General features: G+C 54.2%; 19 protein-coding genes and 1 other RNA gene. 11 read left to right on the top strand and 9 right to left on the bottom strand.

Annotation, left to right across the window (positions count from 1 at the left end; all coding sequences use genetic code 11):
- Positions 1-51: 51 nt before the first annotated feature.
- Positions 52-229, bottom strand: a non-coding RNA gene (gene ssrS / locus AC16KF_RS06685) — 6S RNA.
- Between the two features lie 127 nt (positions 230-356).
- Here ssrS and AC16KF_RS06680 point away from each other — a divergent pair.
- A complete protein-coding gene (locus tag AC16KF_RS06680) occupies positions 357-1367 on the top strand; it encodes a GH25 family lysozyme (protein WP_484036526.1) in 1011 nt (336 codons plus the stop codon).
- Positions 1368-1451: 84 nt separating this feature from the next.
- Here AC16KF_RS06680 and AC16KF_RS06675 read toward each other — a convergent pair whose 3' ends face one another.
- On the bottom strand, positions 1452-2432 hold the full coding sequence (locus AC16KF_RS06675; RefSeq protein WP_484036525.1) for an anion permease: 981 nt from the start codon (positions 2430-2432) through the stop codon (positions 1452-1454).
- Positions 2433-2641: 209 nt separating this feature from the next.
- Positions 2642-3262: a DUF47 domain-containing protein gene (locus AC16KF_RS06670; protein WP_484036524.1), complete on the bottom strand. Its 621-nt coding sequence runs from the start codon at positions 3260-3262 to the stop codon at positions 2642-2644.
- A 223-nt stretch (positions 3263-3485) separates the two neighbouring features.
- Here AC16KF_RS06670 and AC16KF_RS06665 point away from each other — a divergent pair, with 223 nt between their 5' ends.
- The 4 genes from AC16KF_RS06665 (at position 3486) to AC16KF_RS06650 (ending at position 5791) form a co-directional block, all read left to right on the top strand.
- Positions 3486-4865 (top strand): tryptophanase, encoded by a 1380-nt coding sequence (locus AC16KF_RS06665; protein WP_484036523.1) that lies wholly within the window; start codon positions 3486-3488, stop codon positions 4863-4865.
- Between the two features lie 178 nt (positions 4866-5043).
- Positions 5044-5214 carry a glycine zipper domain-containing protein gene (locus AC16KF_RS06660; RefSeq protein WP_484036522.1) on the top strand — a complete coding sequence of 57 codons (171 nt, stop codon included), beginning with the start codon at positions 5044-5046 and terminating at the stop codon, positions 5212-5214.
- Entirely contained in the window at positions 5211-5597 is a 387-nt protein-coding gene (locus AC16KF_RS06655) for a hypothetical protein (protein WP_484036521.1), read from the top strand. Before AC16KF_RS06660 ends, AC16KF_RS06655 begins: the two co-directional genes overlap by 4 nt.
- On the top strand, positions 5594-5791 hold the full coding sequence (locus tag AC16KF_RS06650; RefSeq protein WP_484036520.1) for a helix-turn-helix transcriptional regulator: 198 nt from the start codon (positions 5594-5596) through the stop codon (positions 5789-5791). Before AC16KF_RS06655 ends, AC16KF_RS06650 begins: the two co-directional genes overlap by 4 nt.
- Before the next feature lie 63 nt (positions 5792-5854).
- Here AC16KF_RS06650 and AC16KF_RS06645 read toward each other — a convergent pair whose 3' ends face one another.
- From AC16KF_RS06645 to AC16KF_RS06630, 4 genes are all read right to left on the bottom strand, one after another.
- Complete coding sequence (locus tag AC16KF_RS06645) at positions 5855-6760, bottom strand: c-type cytochrome (protein WP_484036519.1); 906 nt, start codon at positions 6758-6760, stop codon at positions 5855-5857.
- 79 nt (positions 6761-6839) lie between these two features.
- Positions 6840-7334 (bottom strand): hypothetical protein, encoded by a 495-nt coding sequence (locus AC16KF_RS06640; protein ID WP_484036518.1) that lies wholly within the window; start codon positions 7332-7334, stop codon positions 6840-6842.
- A gap of 69 nt (positions 7335-7403) precedes the next feature.
- On the bottom strand, positions 7404-7814 hold the full coding sequence (locus AC16KF_RS06635; protein ID WP_484036517.1) for a BphX family protein: 411 nt from the start codon (positions 7812-7814) through the stop codon (positions 7404-7406).
- Positions 7811-8032, bottom strand: a complete 222-nt coding sequence (locus AC16KF_RS06630) for a hypothetical protein (RefSeq protein ID WP_484036516.1) — start codon at positions 8030-8032, stop codon at positions 7811-7813. The genes AC16KF_RS06635 and AC16KF_RS06630 overlap by 4 nt, the downstream gene beginning before the upstream one ends.
- Before the next feature lie 149 nt (positions 8033-8181).
- Between AC16KF_RS06630 and AC16KF_RS06625 the strand changes: the two genes are divergently transcribed.
- The 3 genes from AC16KF_RS06625 to recJ are packed head-to-tail and all read left to right on the top strand — an operon-like array spanning position 8182 to position 13845.
- Complete coding sequence (locus tag AC16KF_RS06625; RefSeq protein WP_484036515.1) at positions 8182-8823, top strand: transposase; 642 nt, start codon at positions 8182-8184, stop codon at positions 8821-8823.
- Entirely contained in the window at positions 8795-11503 is a 2709-nt protein-coding gene (locus AC16KF_RS06620) for an ATP-binding protein (RefSeq protein ID WP_484036514.1), read from the top strand. Before AC16KF_RS06625 ends, AC16KF_RS06620 begins: the two co-directional genes overlap by 29 nt.
- A 38-nt stretch (positions 11504-11541) precedes the next feature.
- The gene (gene recJ, locus AC16KF_RS06615; protein WP_484036513.1) at positions 11542-13845 is read left to right on the top strand and encodes a single-stranded-DNA-specific exonuclease RecJ; all 2304 of its coding nucleotides are present in this window, start codon (positions 11542-11544) and stop codon (positions 13843-13845) included.
- 1 nt (position 13846) lies between these two features.
- Here recJ and AC16KF_RS06610 read toward each other — a convergent pair whose 3' ends face one another.
- Positions 13847-14671 carry a hypothetical protein gene (locus tag AC16KF_RS06610; RefSeq protein ID WP_484036512.1) on the bottom strand — a complete coding sequence of 275 codons (825 nt, stop codon included), beginning with the start codon at positions 14669-14671 and terminating at the stop codon, positions 13847-13849.
- Positions 14664-16016 (bottom strand): aminotransferase class III-fold pyridoxal phosphate-dependent enzyme, encoded by a 1353-nt coding sequence (locus AC16KF_RS06605; RefSeq protein WP_484036511.1) that lies wholly within the window; start codon positions 16014-16016, stop codon positions 14664-14666. Before AC16KF_RS06605 ends, AC16KF_RS06610 begins: the two co-directional genes overlap by 8 nt.
- A 195-nt stretch (positions 16017-16211) precedes the next feature.
- Here AC16KF_RS06605 and rpsF point away from each other — a divergent pair, with 195 nt between their 5' ends.
- Genes rpsF through rpsR form a run of 3 tightly spaced genes read left to right on the top strand, consistent with a single transcriptional unit; the run spans position 16212 to position 17308 of the window.
- Complete coding sequence (rpsF, locus tag AC16KF_RS06600) at positions 16212-16493, top strand: 30S ribosomal protein S6 (RefSeq protein ID WP_484036510.1); 282 nt, start codon at positions 16212-16214, stop codon at positions 16491-16493.
- A gap of 36 nt (positions 16494-16529) precedes the next feature.
- A complete protein-coding gene (locus AC16KF_RS06595) occupies positions 16530-16955 on the top strand; it encodes a single-stranded DNA-binding protein (RefSeq protein WP_484036509.1) in 426 nt (141 codons plus the stop codon).
- Positions 16956-17014: 59 nt separating this feature from the next.
- Positions 17015-17308 (top strand): 30S ribosomal protein S18, encoded by a 294-nt coding sequence (gene rpsR, locus AC16KF_RS06590; RefSeq protein WP_484036508.1) that lies wholly within the window; start codon positions 17015-17017, stop codon positions 17306-17308.
- Positions 17309-17312: the final 4 nt, after the last annotated feature.

Below are 17312 nucleotides of genomic sequence, written 5' to 3'. Positions count from 1 at the left end.
TAAAATAAAAAGACCTCACAGGTCTTTAAGACCTGTGAGGTCTGCTACATTCGATTCCCCGCCAATGCCGTGTGCTACGAAGTTTTGAACCTGCTTTCGCAGGTGGGTCCCTACCCAGAAACGCCGCCTTGGCTCAGGCCTATCGCGTTATTTCTTTAGGAGTTAAAGACCCGTTTAAAAAATGTTGGCTCAAAACGGAAGGGCAACATCACGAGCACAGCAGGGACGCGATTTTTATACCATAAACGACGATGAGGGGGGAGACTAATATTAATTGCGAAATTTTCAGGTTGGTTGATTTTGCTTGACATTTATGCTACCCTTAATCGTATTGTTTGTCAGACAAGGAGAATAAGATGACAACCGTTCCTGGTATCGACGTTTCATATTGGGATGCAGGCATCGACTGGCCCAAGGTTCGCGCGACGGGTCAACGATTCGTTTTTGCGAAAGCCACAGAGGGAGATTTTCACTCGGACCAAACTTTCGGCGCGAATTGGACCGGCGCGAAAGCGGCTGGACTCTTGCGCGGAGCGTATCACTTCTTCCGCGCGAATGTGGACGGCAAGAAACAAGCCAACCGTTTTATTGAGTACGTGAAATCTGCAAACGACCTTGGTGAATTGCCGCCCGTTCTCGACCTTGAAAGCCACGACGGGCAAAGGAAAGAGAAGATCATCGAACGCGCAAAAGTGTGGCTCGATCTCGTTGAAGCCGCGTTCGGCAAAAAACCGATCATCTATTCGGCTCAATACTTTTTGCAGGATTATTTTTCCGAGGCGGGCGGCGGACCTCCCGTGTGGGCGAAGGATTATCCGCTATGGCTGGCGCAATACCCGAATAATTATTCAGAAGAATCAAAACCGTTCTTGCCGCGCGGCTGGTTCAAATGGACATTTTGGCAGTACAGCGAGAAGGGACGCGTGAATGGCATCAATGCCAGCGTCGACATGAATCTTTTCAACGGGACGCTGGAGGAGCTATATCAACTTGCGGGCGCGAAACCTATCTCAACAGATTCGTCGAAGCCGGCGAAGCACAAAGTGGCGGCGGGTGATTCGTTTGAATCGATTGCGAACAAATATGGCGTGACGGTGCGCGAACTTGTCAGCGCGAACCCGCAGTTGTTGAAGACGGGCGATTCGTTGACGGTGCCTGCCCCGGTGGCGATCCCTGCCGAGGGTGAGACAGGCTCCACTGGCGGAGGAAGCGGTTCTTCATCCCCAAGAATGCACACTGTTAAATCGGGCGATTCGTTGTATGCGATCGCGATCAAATACAGCACGACGGTCGCGTCGATCGCTTCGGCGAATAATATTTTGAATGTGAACAATATCAGTGTGGGGCAGGTGTTGGTGATACCGTGAGGGTGTGGATGAAATGTGATTTCAGCGTAGGATGCAGTTCAACTGCATGCTGAACAGGGGGATGGTGATGGTAATACGGTTGTCTTATAAAGAGGTCAACAGCCAGTAAAACCCTGCCGCCAGCAGGGCGCTGACCGGGATGGTGATCAGCCATGCGGTGAGGATGTCGCCTGCCACGCTCCAGCGGACTTTGCTCAGGCGTTCCGACGCGCCGACGCCGATGATGGCGGAACTGACCACGTGCGACGTGCTGACCGGCGCGCCGAAGAATGAGGCGCCGAGAATGACGATGCCCGATGTAAGTTGCGTTGAAAAACTGTGAAGCGGACGGATCTTGTAAAACTTTCCGCCCAGCGTGCGGATGATTTTCCACCCCCCGAAACTGGTGCCGATCGCCATGGAAACCGCGCTGGCAACGGTGACCCAGAGCGGCACCTCGAACGATTTCAGGTGACCGCTGATCACCAGCCCAAGCACGATGATTCCCATCGATTTTTGGGCGTCGTTCGTGCCGTGACTCAAACCGAGAATGATGGCGGTGATGAGTTGACTCCGTTTGAAAAATTCGTTGATGCGCGGGGTCGCATTCTGCGCCAGAAAATAGATCACGCGCGTGAAGAGAAAACCGGAAGCGAACCCGATCAGCGGAAAAATAAACAACGCAACTAACACTTTGGTGAGCCCGGGGATTTTGATCGCTTCCCAACCTGCGGAAACCATGACCGCGCCGACGATCCCGCCGATCAGCGTGTGCGATGAACTGCCGGGGATTCCGAAAAAGCCGTTGATGATGTTCCACACGATCGCGCCCAGCAGGGCGGCGACGATTACCGTGAGCGTCAACGAGTCGGCTTGGACGGTATCCACGCCGATGGTGCGCGCCACCCCAACCCCGAACAAAAACGGACCCGTGAATTCAGCCAGCGCGGCGATGGTCAACGCGGCGCGAGGGGCGAACGCGCGCGAAGAGATCACGGTGGCGACGATATTTGCCGCGTCGCGGATTCCGTTTAGAAATCCGAACAATAACGCGAGCATGATTACGATGATGAGTTCGTTGGGCATGGTTTGAATAGTCGTTGCGTTTGGAGGCTTCGCTTTGCCACAGAGATCACAGAGTGCTTAAGGGGTTTCGATCTAGCCACTCGACACTTTTCTTTTTTGGACACTGACCGCGAAGCGCGCTGAAAACGCCGAGAAAAGTTTTTTGCGCCTGTTGCGTTTTTTCGCGTCCCATTTTTAAAAACTGTCAGGTGGGTGGGTTTCGATGACAGTTAAGTTTTCTTCACCACAATGTCCGCGATGATGTTTGCGGCTTCGTCGCCGCGGTCTGCCGCGTTGGAAAGATGGCGATAGACCTCGCGCAGTTTCAGCATTTCCACCACGTGATGCACATCTTCGGGACCGCGGAACAGGTCCGCGATGGCTTCGCGGTAGACGCCTTCCACGCGGTTTTCGAGCGCCTTGGCGCGTTGGGCGTGTTCGGTGGCAACGGCTGGATTTTTCTCCAATCGCAACACTGCCTGGTGGATTTCAAACGCCGCGTCTTTGAGGAGCGAAGCCATGCGCGTCATGTACGAAGTAGGCGAAACATTCAAGATCGCCATTTCGCTGACCGTGCTGTCGGCGTAGTCGATCACATCGTCGATCGAGCGCGAGAGGGAAAAGATGTCTTCACGATCGAACGGCGTGACGAAACTGCGATTCAACTCGTCGATCAGGATGCGGCGGGTTTCATCCGCTTCTTTTTCTTTCAGGGACAGTTGGTCGGCGATCTCGGGGGACTGGGTCTCCAAATATTTAACGAGCAGTTTCAACCCCTCGAAGGTGACTGCCGCTTGTTCTTGAATGAGTTTGTTGAAGATCTCTTCGCGCTTCTTGAAAAAACGAAACATGGATAACCTCGTGCTGGCTGAAATGTCCGCCAATCATACCACCGGCGGAGAGGATTGCCTGTCGGATAGTAACCTGTTGATCGCCTTCCATGGGGGCGTGATCGTTCAACCCTAAACCATGATTTAATCGTACAATCGGGGTGTCATTGGAGACCGAATGGCTATCAGAGGGAGAGCCAGGCTCGCTACCCAAATTTGACCAAAATTCAAATTAGGAGAACAAATGACTACCAGCTACCCCCCCGAACCGTTCCGCATTAAGGTGACGGAACCCATCCGCTTGATTGGGCGCGAAGAACGAGAAGACGCGCTCAAAGAGGCGGGCTACAATCTCTTCGCCCTCAAAGCCGAAGACACCTATATCGACTTGCTCACCGACTCGGGCACCGGCGCGATGAGTCAGGAGCAATGGGCGGCGATCATGCGCGGCGATGAATCGTACGCGGGCGCGCGCTCGTACCAGCGCCTCAAAACCGCTGTGGAAGACGTCTTCGGTTTCAAGTACTTTATCCCCACGCATCAGGGACGCGCCGCCGAAAATATTTTATCTGCGTGTTTGGTCAAGCCGAATCAATATATTCCCAGCAACATGCACTTCGACACCACCGACGCCAACATCCGCGCGCGCGGCGGGCGCCCGGTGAACCTCGTCATTGATGAAGCCGCCGACCCGTCGAATCCGCATCCCTTCAAGGGCAACATGGACATCGCCAAACTCAAAGCCTTCATCGCCGAGCATGGGCGCGACAATATTCCCTTTGGGATGATCACGGTCACGAACAACGGGGGAGGCGGACAGCCCGTCTCGATGGAGAATCTCAAGGCGGTATCCGCCGTCTATGGCGAGGCAGGCATCCCCTTCGTCATTGACGCGGCGCGTTACGCGGAGAACTGCTACTTCATCCAACAGCGCGAGTCGGGCTATCAGAATACATCCGTCAAAGAAATTGCGCGCGAGATGTTCGCGCTCGCCGACGGCATGACCATGTCCGCGAAGAAAGACGCCATCGTCAACATCGGCGGGCTGTTGTGCGTGAACGATGAAAAATTATTTCAGAACATCAAAAACGAATTGATCTTGCGCGAAGGATTCCCCACCTACGGCGGACTCGCGGGACGCGACCTCGACGCGATGGCGGTTGGACTGTACGAGGGCTTGGACGAATCGTACCTTGCCTATCGCGTCGGGCAGACGTTCTACCTGTCTGCCCGTCTCAACGATATCGGCGTCCCCACCATTCAACCCTCCGGCGGACATGCCGTCTACATCGTTGCGAATCAACTCCTGCCGCACATCCCCAATTACGAATTCCCCGCGCAATCGCTCGGTGTGGAGTTGTATCGAGAGGGCGGCATCCGCGGCGTGGAGATCGGCTCGGTCATGTTTGCGCATCTCGACCCTGAAACAAAGCAGTGGCGTTACCCCGCGCTTGAACTGTTGAGGTTGACTATTCCGCGAAGGGTCTACACACAAAGCCACCTTGATTACATCGTGGAGATTCTTAGCAAGATCAATTCGCGAGCAAACCGCTTGCGCGGATATAAACTCACGTACGCCCCCGAATTGCTGAGGCATTTCACGGCGCGGTTTGAACCTTTATAAGCCAGCGCTTACGCAGTTGGCGGGTAGTTGTACTGCCGCCGTCGCAGTGCAACTACAGCGCAACAGGTTCACCTGCATAAGTCCTATAAGCGTTAAAATAGCCATGTCAAATATCCTTGACATAATGTCAAGGATATTTTATACTCCCGAAAGTCAAGTTTACTTTACAGGAGCAAAAATGAAAAAGAAAAATCCAATGGCGGGCTTTGCAATGGGAATCGCGATCGGCGTTGGGATCGGCGTTGCGCTGGACAATATCGGCATGGGAATTGCTATCGGTGTTGCATTAGGTTTTGCGTTCGGGGCGGCGTTCAATAAAGAAAACGATAAAAACGGAGACAAGTCATGAATCGGGAGGTTCAAAAAAGGTACTTTAAAGAATTTGGCATTTCCATGGGGTTCTATGTGGTCCTGTTGATTGCCAGCATTTCGGTCATCTCCAATGTTGAACTCCCGAAGGCTGTTCAAGTTGTTATCGCCTTGATTCCCGTGATCCCAACCATCTTTGTTGTGATCGCCGTGATGCGGGCGTTGCGAGATAGCGACGAACTGCAACAAAGAATCCAACTGCAAGCCGTGACCTTCTCCGCCATCGTCACGGGCTTGATCACCTTCAGTTATGGCTTTCTCGAAAATATCGGCTTTCCGCATTTTCCATCTCTTTTCATATTTCCACTCATGATTGCGTTGTGGGGAATCGGCGCGGGCATTTTTGCGAGGAAGTACAAATGAAAAACAAACTCAAGGTATTGCGCGCTGAAAAGAACTGGTCACAGGCAGAGTTGGCGGAAAATCTCAATGTGTCGCGGCAAACGGTGAACGCCATCGAGACCGAGAAGTACGATCCCAGTCTGCCGCTGGCATTTCAAATCGCAAAACTGTTTGGGAAAAGGATCGAGGAGATATTCGAGCCAGATAAGAAATAGAAAACAGAATCAAACGACCTTCAGAGCATCTCCGAAGGTCGTTTTCGTTTGTCATTTACAAAATTATTCTGTATACTGTTCTAGCTTTGGAAGCGTTTGCAGGTACATCCAGATCGCTTTCAATTCATCGTCGGTGTAATTGCGGAAAGTCTCCCACGGCATGAACTCGTTATCAAGCTTGTATCCGCTTGGCGTGACGCCTGTGCGAATCGCCGTGATGAAATCTTCCTCCGTCCAAGCAGATAGTTCGCCGCCGGGTGTCAGATTCGGAGAGATCTTCGTGATGGTCGGGTCGGGGAACGGACCGCCATTTAAATTCGGGCCGTGACAAGTGCGGCAGTCGTTCGTATTCACCATGTACTCGCCGTACTCCGCGGTTGCTCCCGCCTCAGGCGCCGTGACGTGGACGTCATGGCTTACCGTCTCAACCGGCATGTTGGGAAGTTTTCCCAGCACAAAAAGGATTTTCGCCAGCGGCGTGAAGTTATGTCCGTTCGTCACATGATCCACTGGCGGGACAGACTTGACGTAGGCGATGATCGCGCCGAGGTCTTCATCGCTCAAATAAGAAGTAGATCCAACGGCTGGCATGAAGATCGCTTTGCCGTCCAGTCCTATCCCATGGCGAATGGCTCGCACAAAATCTTCATCCGATGTTGCTTCGCTCGCGAACCCGCCCTCGCCCGATGTAAGGTTAGCCGAATCCACCGTCCCAATCGGACCGGCATTGAACCACTGGTTGATGCCGCCAAGGTCGGGTCCATGACATCCCTGGCATAATGCCTCAACCCGATGTTTGCCGCGTTCGATGCTCGCCGCGTCCGTAGGAATTGTGATATTCGACGGCGGGAAGTCGTACGTCTTATTCAGGCGGCTATTGCCGATCATAACCATCACAATGCCCGCAAGCAAGATCAATCCGATCAACGAACCAAGCACGATCCCGATCCATTTCAAAACTTTTTTCACTTCATACTCTCCTTTATCAAATTTCCGTTCCGCAAACTTCGGTATGGTTTTGTACTGCAAACTTTAGTTTGCGCTACGATTAGAACGGCTTGACGATCATCAACCACGCAATGACCGCGAATCCTCCGTAGCCAACGACGAGCAATAGTGTTGGATTCACCTTCGCCGTCGCGGCATAGATTTCCTCATCGCTTCTGGCCGACTCCGCAGGGAAGGGTTTTCCCTTGACCCTGTACGGAATCCCCACGGCTTTTCTGATCTCGCCGAAAGCCGCCGCGCCATAGACTGCCATCAACACAATGATCGCGACCAGAACGAAGATCGAGAGCCAGATCCAGCCTGTGCGCCACCAAACCATGTTGAGAAACGCGGCGGCAAGTCCGAACACGACGATGGCAAGCAGTGTCAAAAACATCGAAGGATAAGATTTCTCCGAAAGATCAAGCAGGGCGCGGATGCGGTTGACGTCGCGCTCTTTCTTGATGGCGTATGAAACTGATGCCGAGACCCCGTGCGCGAGCAGGTATCCGAGCACCGAAACGACGTGCAGGAAGACAACGAGTTGATAAAGCATGTAAAACTCCTTTGGTGTATTTTGCAGTACCGCAACCTTCAGGTTGCGATACTGCGCAGGGTGAGTTATTTACTCCGCTTTCGTCTGCCGCAGGAAGACGAAACCCGTGAGAACAATGATCAAATGGACTACGATGAAGCCGATATAACTGCCAGCGTCATACCCTCGCGCAATCCAAATGGCGTCTGCCACAATTCCGCGAAAGATTTCCGCCAAAATTATGACCCATGCCATGATTCGATTTTGAGCGGGATCGCGCGCCGCGACCAGCGACATTACGCCAAGAACGCCGAGTTCAAACACGAACACCAGCCACGCGTCGGCAAACGCCTGACCCGCAAGCGGATCCGCATTCATGGGCGCTGGCAGGGTATCGGCAAGCATTTGAATGCCGCCGAAAAACAGGAAGTACACATTCATCGAAGTCAGGAGCAGATAAAACGCCCCCACGATCCGAAACCACCACTTCAGTTTGTTCATTTTGTCATCTCCTTTTTGGAATTGCCTTCGGATGAATCCTTCATCCATTTTTCCAGAAACGCGGCGAGTTCGCTCAAATCTTTGAAACCGACGCGCTCCTCCTTCTGCGAGTCCTGCAAGCTGAAACGCCACGCCAAGCGTTGACCGTCCGCGCCGCGCTCCTCCCACACCAGCAGGAGAAAGTGATGGTATTTCGGCGGGCGAACCTGCGAAGACATTGACATTGGACGCTTTTCATTCATTCTCAACTGTGATAATCTTGCCCCATTCTACAAAGCCACCGTTTAGAAATCGTTTATTGGAGCCGTACCGCAAACTTCAGTTTGCGCCCGCTTCCGTTCGACAAACTTAAGTTTGTCCCACGCCCATGCCCGAAACCATCTACTATCGCCGCGACCTGCCGCACATCCACCCGCAGAACAACCCGCTCTTCATCACTTTCAGCCTCGTGGATTCGCTCCCCGCCGCCGTTGTGGACGAACTAAAAGCCCGACGCGAAGAAGAACTACGCGCCGCCAAAACCGCCCAAGAACGCTACAACATCCAGAAAAAATATTTCGGACATTTCGACAAATGGCTCGACCGTTGCGAACACGGACACGACTGGCTCAGGCAGGAAAACATCGCCCAAATTGTGGCGGATGAAATCCACAAAAAAGCCGACCAGCATTACGAACTCTACGCCTATTGCATCATGCCCAACCACGTTCATCTGCTCATCCTCTCGCTCATCGAAAAATTTCCCCCATCCAGAATGAAAAGCGCCATCTCCCCCGTCGCCGAAATCATGCGCCTGCTCAAAGGACGCGCCGCGCGCTACTGCAACCTCGCCCTCAACCGCCAGGGTTATTTCTGGCATCACGAGTCGTACGATCACTACGTCCGCGATGAAAAAGAAATGGAACGAATCATCCTCTACATTCTGAACAACCCCGTCAAAGCGGGGCTGGCAAAAGAATGGAAGGATTGGAAATTCACCTATGTCAACCCCACCCTCGGCGAATGGTAAGACAAACTTAAGTTTGTCCTACATGGGCGCGCCAAAAATCACGCGCAACAACGCCCTCATCGCCAACTTCATCTCCAACAAAGTCCCCGCGTTGCTGGCGTATCTCGTCGTCACGCGCCGCGCTCACACCCGCGACAAACTCGCCGCGCTCCTCTGGGGCGAGATGTCCGACGCCGATGCGAAAAATAATTTACGGCAAGCCCTCGCCAACCTCCGCAAATATTTTGAAGACGAGCTGACCATCACCCGCGACTCGATTGAATTTACGGGGGACTGTTTTCTCGACTGCGCGGAATTTGAGTCCCAACTCCGCCTCGCCTCTTCTCTCGACGGGGAGGCTGGCGCGGCGATTCTGACAGATTCTCTGCGCCTCTACCGCGCCGACTTCCTCGAAGGCTTCCACGTCCGCGATGCGCCCGACTTTGAAGATTGGATGCTCGCCGAACGCGCCCGCCTGCGCGAACTTGCTTTGCAAGCCCTGCACCGCCTTGCCGAGATCCAACTCAGCCGCGCGGACTATCCCGCCGCGCTCGAAGCGACAGCCCGCCTGCTCGCTTTTGACCCGTGGCGCGAAGTGGCGCACTGTCAGCGCATGTCCGCACTCGCCCGCGCGGGACAACGCTCCGCCGCGCTTGCTCAATATCAGACCTGCCGAAGAATCCTCGAAAAAGAATTTGGCGTCGCACCCTCTGCCGAGACGACCGCGCTCTACGAACAGATCCGCGACGCGGAGACTCGTCCCTCGGGCAACCTGCCCGCGCGCGCCACCTCGTTCATCGGGCGCGAAGCGGAATTGGCGGAGATCGGCGTCAGGCTGGCAAATGCCGATTGCCGCGTATTAACTTTGGTCGGCGAAGGAGGCGTGGGCAAATCCCGCCTGGCACTGCAAGCCGCGCAGATTCACATCCACCAATTTTTGGACGGCGCGTGGTTCGTCCCGCTTGCCAATGTCAAAGACGCGGAGGGGATGTTCCTTGCGATTGCGAGCGTGTTGAAGATCAACGCGACAGGCGGCGAGCAGGTGCGCGAATTTTTGCGCGACAAAAACCTATTGCTGGTTTTGGATAACATGGAGCAACTCGTTGGCGACGCGCTCAACAAATGGATCGTTGAAACCGTGCGCCTCGCGCCGAACCTGAAACTGCTCGTCACATCGTTGACGCGGCTGAACATCCAAGCCGAGACGCTGTTTGAAGTGCGCGGACTGCCGCACGTTGATTCATCTTCGCCTGCCTTCAAGCTTTTCATGGACCGCGCCCGTCGTCTCAAACCCGACTTCAACTTGAACGCGGCTGACTCTTCCACGCTTGCGCGTCTGTGCGAGTTGGTGAACGGCTCGCCGCTCGCGCTCGAACTTGCCGCCGCCTGGGCGCGCGGACTCACCGTCGCTGAGATCGCGCAGGAGATCGAGCGCAATCTCGACATCCTCACCGTCTCACAACAGGATTTGCCGCCGCGTCATCGCAGTATGCGCGCCGTGTTCGATCACTTTTGGAGTTTGCTCGCGCCCGAAGAACGGATCGTCTTTCAAAAGCAGGCGGTCTTCCGCGGCGGATTCACGCGCGAGGCGTTCTGTGAAGTGACGGGCGCCGACCTCGCCATGCTTGCGCGCTTCGTGGATAAATCTGCCATGCATTTCAACGACGACGGACGCTATCGCCGTCATTCACTGATGGCGCAATATGCCAACTTGAAGTTAAGCGACGATGCAAATCTGCGCGCGCAAACGCGCGAAACACACGCGCGTTACTTCAGCAACCTCGTGAAAAAACTCGAAGCCGATTTTCTTGGCGGACAACCGCAAAACGCCATGCCGCCGTTTCTTGCCGATCTCGCCAACATCCGCGCCGCGTGGGAGTGGGCGGTTGAACATGGCGACGCGCCCACCTTCAACGCCATGTCCGATTCGATCATGCAGGGCTTGGATCTCGCGGGCTTGTATCGCGAAGCGTTTCAAATAGCAGAAGCGGCGATTCGGTCCATGGAGCGCTTACCGAAAAACGCAAAGAAAGAATCGCTCATCGCCAAAGGCAGGGCGATGGGCTTGGCAGGCGCGTTCCTCTTTCGTCTCGGCGAATATCAACCAGCGTTCGACTGGTGCGAAAAATCTCTGACCGCGCTGGAGAAATATCGCCCGCACATCGCGTACGCGCACACGCTCATCTACGCGGGCGCGGCGCAGTTTGGTTTGGGCGATATGCAGAGCGTGATCGCATATTGGAAGAAAGCGGCAGACGAATATCGCGCGGTTGATTCGGCATGGGGAGAGATGACCGCCAACTCGAATTTGGCGGAGGTCTTTCTTGCAACAGGTCAACTGCCTGAAGGAACAGCCTGCGCCGAACGCGCATTATCGCTCGCTCGCAACATGAAAAATCTGGAAATGATCGGCTCCGCAACCACGAGCCTGGCGAACGTCGCCATGCAGGCAGGGAAATTCATCGAAGCCACACAGTTCGCCGAAGAAGCCCTGCGCTCGCATCAACAAGTCGGTCACGACGCGCACATCGCCAACTCGCTCGCCACGCTGGCGCAAATCGCCTTCAAACAAAAAAATTTCACCGAGTCGCGCCGCCTGCTTGAAGAGTCCATCGGCATTTTGAAGCGCGTGGGCAATAAACTTTATCTCGAACAGCGTGAGAACGAACTCAATGAAATCCTCGCGGCAAGTAACACTTGAAACTTGACACCTGCAACCTCACCCCTGATACTTGACGAATGACTCGCTGGCTCGACCCTCCTCAAACAGACACTTCGCCTCTTTCGACCCTCGACCTGCCTCTGCTCCTCAAGCAGACTCTCATCCGACGCGGCATCGCAACCCCCGACTCCGCCCGTGCCTTCCTCCACCCCGAAGAGACTCCCTCCACGCCATTCCCTGAGATTGAAAACGCGGTTGAAATTATTTATCAAGCCATCCAACGCAAGGATCGCATCTGCGTCTGGGGCGACTTCGACGTGGACGGGCAAACCTCCACTGCCTTGCTCGTGCAAACGCTCCAATCCCTCGGCGCGGACGTTGTGTACTACATCCCAATCCGCGGCAAAGAGAGTCACGGCGTGCACATCGAATCGCTCGCGCCGATCATTGACGGCGGGATCAAGCTCCTCATCACCTGCGACACAGGCATCACCGCGCATGATGCGATTGATTACGCCAACTCGCGCGGGGTGAATGTTGTCCTCACAGATCATCACGACGTAGGCGAAACACTTCCAAACGCCAAAGCGATCATCAATCCAAAATTATTGCCGCAAGGACATCCGCTCAAAAACCTCGCTGGCGTCGGTGTTGCGTATAAACTCGCTGAAGCCTTACTACGTAGTGACGACTTCAGTCGTCAAAAAACAGCGACTGAAGTCGCTACCACGACAAGCGAAGATTTGTTAGATTTAGTTGCGCTAGGTTTAATCGCCGACGTTGCATTGCTCCAAAGCGAAACACGCTCACTTGCGCAAAGGGGAATTCGCCAACTTCGCAAAACAAACCGCCTTGGCTTGAAGGTGATGGCGGAACTTTCCAACACTCAACTCGAGTCATTGACCGAGGAAACCATCGGCTTCACATTTGCCCCACGCTTAAACGCGCTCGGCAGATTAAGCGACGCGAATCCCGCCGTCGAATTACTGATTACCAATAACCCCGCCCGCGCCCGCGTCCTCGCCGCGCAGATCGAGGGACTCAACGCCCAGCGCCGACTATTGACGAGTCAAGTCACTGAGGCGGCGGAGGTGCAACTGCGCGAACATCCCGAATTGTTGAATGAACCTGCCATCGTGTTGTCGCATCCCAATTGGCCCGGCGGAGTTGTCGGCATCGTGGCGAATCGCCTCGTTGACCGTTACCACAAACCCGCTCTGCTCCTCACCGAGTCTGATGATGGAATCTTGCGCGGCTCGGCGCGTTCCATTGAGGGACTGCACATCACCGAAGCGATCTCTTCGCAAAAGAATTCGCTTCTGAATTTCGGCGGACATCCCATGGCGGCGGGACTGTCACTGCAAAAAGAAAATCTCACGTCATTCCGTCGTGGACTTGGCAGAGCGATCGAAAAACAACTCGGCGAAATTATCCGCGAAGACCCGACGCTTCAAATTGATTCGTGGCTCGGCTTGGATGAGATCAATCTCGAGTTGGCGGATGCAATCGAGTTGCTCGCTCCGTTCGGCGCGGGAAACCCGAAGTTGACATTCGCTTCACGTGGCATAACGTTGAAATCTATCGCAGAGGTCGGCAAGACAAAAGAACATTTGCGTTTGGCAGTGGAAGACGAAAACGGAAATGTTCAAAGTATTTTATGGTGGGGCGGAGCGGGTGAAGAACTGCCAGAAACGGGAACTCAAATTGATATTGCGTATTCTGTGCGAGCCTCCACGTTTCGCGGCGAGAAACAAGTCAATGCGACGTTTGAGGAGTTTCGCATCGTTGAAAGCAAAGCCATCGAGATAAAAGAGCGGAGACTGGAGATTAGAGATTGGAGATTAGAAAGTGGAAAGTGGAAAGAGTTGGAAAACGTGTTGACATGGGCGGAAGGTGCGGATAAAGCAAAAGGTAAATCGCGTTACGAACTGCATCCCGCCGATGAACTTGTGATTTACACAACACCTGCGTCACCAGCAGACCTGCGCGCGGTGCTGGAAATCGTCAAGCCGAACATTGTGCATGTGATTGGCGTTTCGCCCGCCAAAGAAAAAACGGACGAGTTTCTCGCGCGGCTGGCGGGCATGGCAAAGTTTGCGATCAACAACAAAGGCGGGAAAGTTTCGGTGAACGAGCTGGCTGTCGCAACTACACAACGAGTCAACGCGGTACGAGTCGGCTTGGAGTGGCTGTCGGCCGGGGGTCACGTGACAGCCGTCCCGGAGGAAGACGCGGTTCTTTTATCCGCAGGGAATGGCGAGGCGAATCAATATCTGCAAAAGGAATTGTTTGTGGCTGTTCGCGGAATCCTTGATGAAACAACGGCTTTCCGCGATTATTTTTCGAGAGCCGACCTGAAGCAGTTTTTTTCCGATTTGTAATTTACGGGGTTGCTGTGGGCGTGGGGGTGAGGATGGGATCGGGGACGATGAGCGAATCGAGATTGATCGAGCCGCCGGAAAGATGGGTGATCGTGATGCTGTGCGTGCCGTTGACTAATATCCGCGAGGGCCATTCCTGAATGCTTGTCGCGCTGGCAGATTGATTGAGGTCAAAATCTAAACCGTCCAGCGAGATGCGTACCGAGCCAAGCCCGGGTCCTTCCTGATAGAAGATTCGAATCTGCTCGCCGATGAAGCGGAAGGATAGCGAGTTATTTAATATGTTCGAAACATGCAGTGTGTCCTCGAAGGCGTCAGGCACGTCCACTTGTTCGATCCAATTGCCTTCATATTGAATGTGCGCGTCGAAATCGTCATAGGTGCCGGGGTTGAGCGGCGCGTTGGATGGGGAAGTGGTTGGCTTGGATGGAGCCGTGCTGGTCGGCGCTGACGCTGGCTTGGTTGGCTTGGATGAGGCGGGCTGGGTTAACACAGAGGATGGTTTTGTTGGCGCTTTTGTTGCATCGATTTCCTCAGTTTCTTCGGTTGAAGTGGGATGCAAAACATCCAGATCGAACGGGGTGGTGGTGGGTTCGGAGGTTGCGCCCTCTTCCGCCGCGCTGTCGTCAGGTGTGAGGGTTGTAAATCCCGGTTCGGTTCCGAGTAGCAGATATTTGAACGGGGTGGAGGTTTCGCTCACAACAGAAACGGAACGGAACGAACTTAACTGCCCAAGGAGCAACACGAGGCAAATGCCGAACAAGGCGAACACGCCCAGCGCGAGCGGGATGACAAAAGCGCGATCAAAGGTTGGCTTGTTATCCATGTGATTCGTTGTCTGTAATTTCCAACGCCTTATCCAGCACATCCATCCCCTCTTTGAGTTGTTCCTCGGTAATGATCAGCGGCGGGATGATCAGCACAGTATGCCAATGCGTGTACAAGAACAGCCCGTGATCGAGGCAATATTTTTTCAGCGCGTTCATGGCCGGCGACGAACTGTTCCATGGCGCCATCGGTTCTTTCGTTGTTCGATCTTTGACCAATTCAAGGATGCCGAACAACCCAATCGAGCGGACTTCGCCCACAGAGGGGTGCGCCTCACCGAGATCGGTCAACATGCGCTTCATGACCGGACCCATGCCTGCCACGCGTTGGACGATTTTATCGTCCTTCATCGCCTGAATGTTGGCAACCGCCGCCGCCAGCGAAACAGGATGCGATGTATACGTCAATCCGCTTTCAAACGGAGTTTCGTTGAACGCCGCGGCGATCTCTGGTTTCATGGCAACTGCGCCGAGCGGCGCATAGGCAGACGTGAGCCCCTTTGCCATGGTGATGATGTCGGGCGTCACATCCCAATGCTCGATGGCAAACCATTTTCCGGTGCGACCGAATCCGCTCATCACTTCGTCGCAGATCATCACAATTCCATACTTATCGCACAACACCCGCGCTCCCTGCATATATCCATTAGGAGGAATGATGATCCCGTTCGTGCCGGTGACCGATTCCATGAGGAGGGCGGCAATGGTGTCGGGTCCCTCATATTGGATGATCTCTTCGAGGTGGTTCAGATAATCCTGGGCGAACTCTTCTTCGGACAAGTTGGCGTTGTGTTTATGAAAATTGGAGCGGTAGCGATACGGATCGAGAAAATGAACTACGCCGGGCATCAAATTAGGTTCCCAGACCACGCGCCGCGGGTCGCCGGTCGCCGCCATGGCGCCGGCAGTTGCCCCGTGGTAAGACCGGTAGCGCGTGAGGATCTTATGCCGCCCGGTGTATCCGCGCGCGAGTTTGATGGCGTTCTCGTTCGCGTCCGCGCCGCCAAGGGTGAACAGGACCTTCGTCAGGGCTTTCTGCGGGGTTATATCCGCTATGGTTTTGGCGGCAAGCGCGCGAATTTTCGTGGTCATGCCCGGCGCGGCGTAGGGAAGTTCCGCCGCTTGCTCTTGCATGGCTTGGATGATCCGCTCGTCTCCGTGACCGATGTTCACACACATGGTCATCGAGTTGAAATCGAGATAGCGTTTATCGTCCACGTCCCAGAAATAAACGCCTTGAGCGCGCTTCACCGCGATCGGGTTAACTTTCGCTTGCGCCGACCACGTGAAAAACACATGATCTTTTGTCAGTTGCTGAATTTCATGATCTGGCAGATCGAACATGGGTCAAATGTGCTCCTCTGAATGCTTACTCGTTTACCTGCTTCCCCCCGAATTATAACCCTCCACATTTTTACTTTCCTGTGATAAACTCCGCCCGCTTAACAATAGGTACGCGCGCAAGTGAACGTGCCTTTCCGCTCCCGGCACACCTACGGTTTGAACGGGAGCAATCCCATGGAAAGGAGGAATACCCTCATGCGAAATTATGAATTGGTTTGCATTATCCAGCCTGATCTGGACGAAACCGCGTTTAAAGGCGCGGTCGAAAAGATTCAAGGTTGGGTGACGGAAGCCGGCGGCACCGTGGACAAAGTGGATATTTGGGGACGCCGAAGGTTGGCGTACAACATCCACAAACAACGCGAAGGTCAATACGTTCTTTTGAACCTGACCATCAACCCCAAGTCCACGTCCGATTTGGAACGCAATATCCGCTTTCTGGAACCGGTCATGCGTCACATGTTGACGGTGGCGTAGTCGGTCTTTTTCTGGTTTGGAACACAAGGAGTTGAAATGAGCCGCGGATTGAACAAAGTTCAGATCATTGGTCATCTCGGGCGCGAACCTGAAATGCGTTATACGCCTGCCGGGAAGCCTGTCACTACCTTTACTGTGGCGGTCAGCCGTTCATGGAATACGAACGACGGCGAGCGTCACAGCGAAACCGAATGGTTCAATATTGTTGCCTTCGGGAGTCTGGCAGAAACCTGCAAGCAGTATCTCAACAAAGGAAAGCAGGTTTACATCGATGGACGATTGCAGACCCGCCGCTGGGACGATAAAGAAGGCGTCAAACATTCCAGCGTGGAGATCGTTGCCAATGAGATGATCATGCTGGGCGACCGCCGCGACCAAAACCAGCACGGACACACTCCCGCCGAGTCTGAATCGCGCGACACCGACTCGCCCACCCCGCCGGAAGATGAATTTCCATTTTAACGACACAGAGGCGGGCATCCACTGTGGATGTCTGCTGAAAGAAATAACGGAGTACTATCATGGCTGAAGAAAGAGAACAACGCAGATCGCACGAAGGCGGCGAAGGAGGCGGCGAACGCCGTTTCTTTGCAAAACCAAAGTTTTGCCAGTTTTGCGCCGACAAATCCCTGGTGATCGATTACAAAAAGATCGACTTGCTGAGAAAATACATCGGCGATGATGGGCGCATTCGCCCGCGCCGCCAAACCGGCGCATGCGCGCGTCATCAGCGTGTGGTCGCCGCGGCAGTGAAACAGGCGCGTCATATTGCTTTGATTCCATTTACCGGCGCGCACGCAGACGCGAACCGATAAACAC

It is taken from the genome of Candidatus Defluviilinea gracilis, from assembly GCF_057138825.1.
This window is presented reverse-complemented; position numbering and strand designations above follow the sequence as displayed.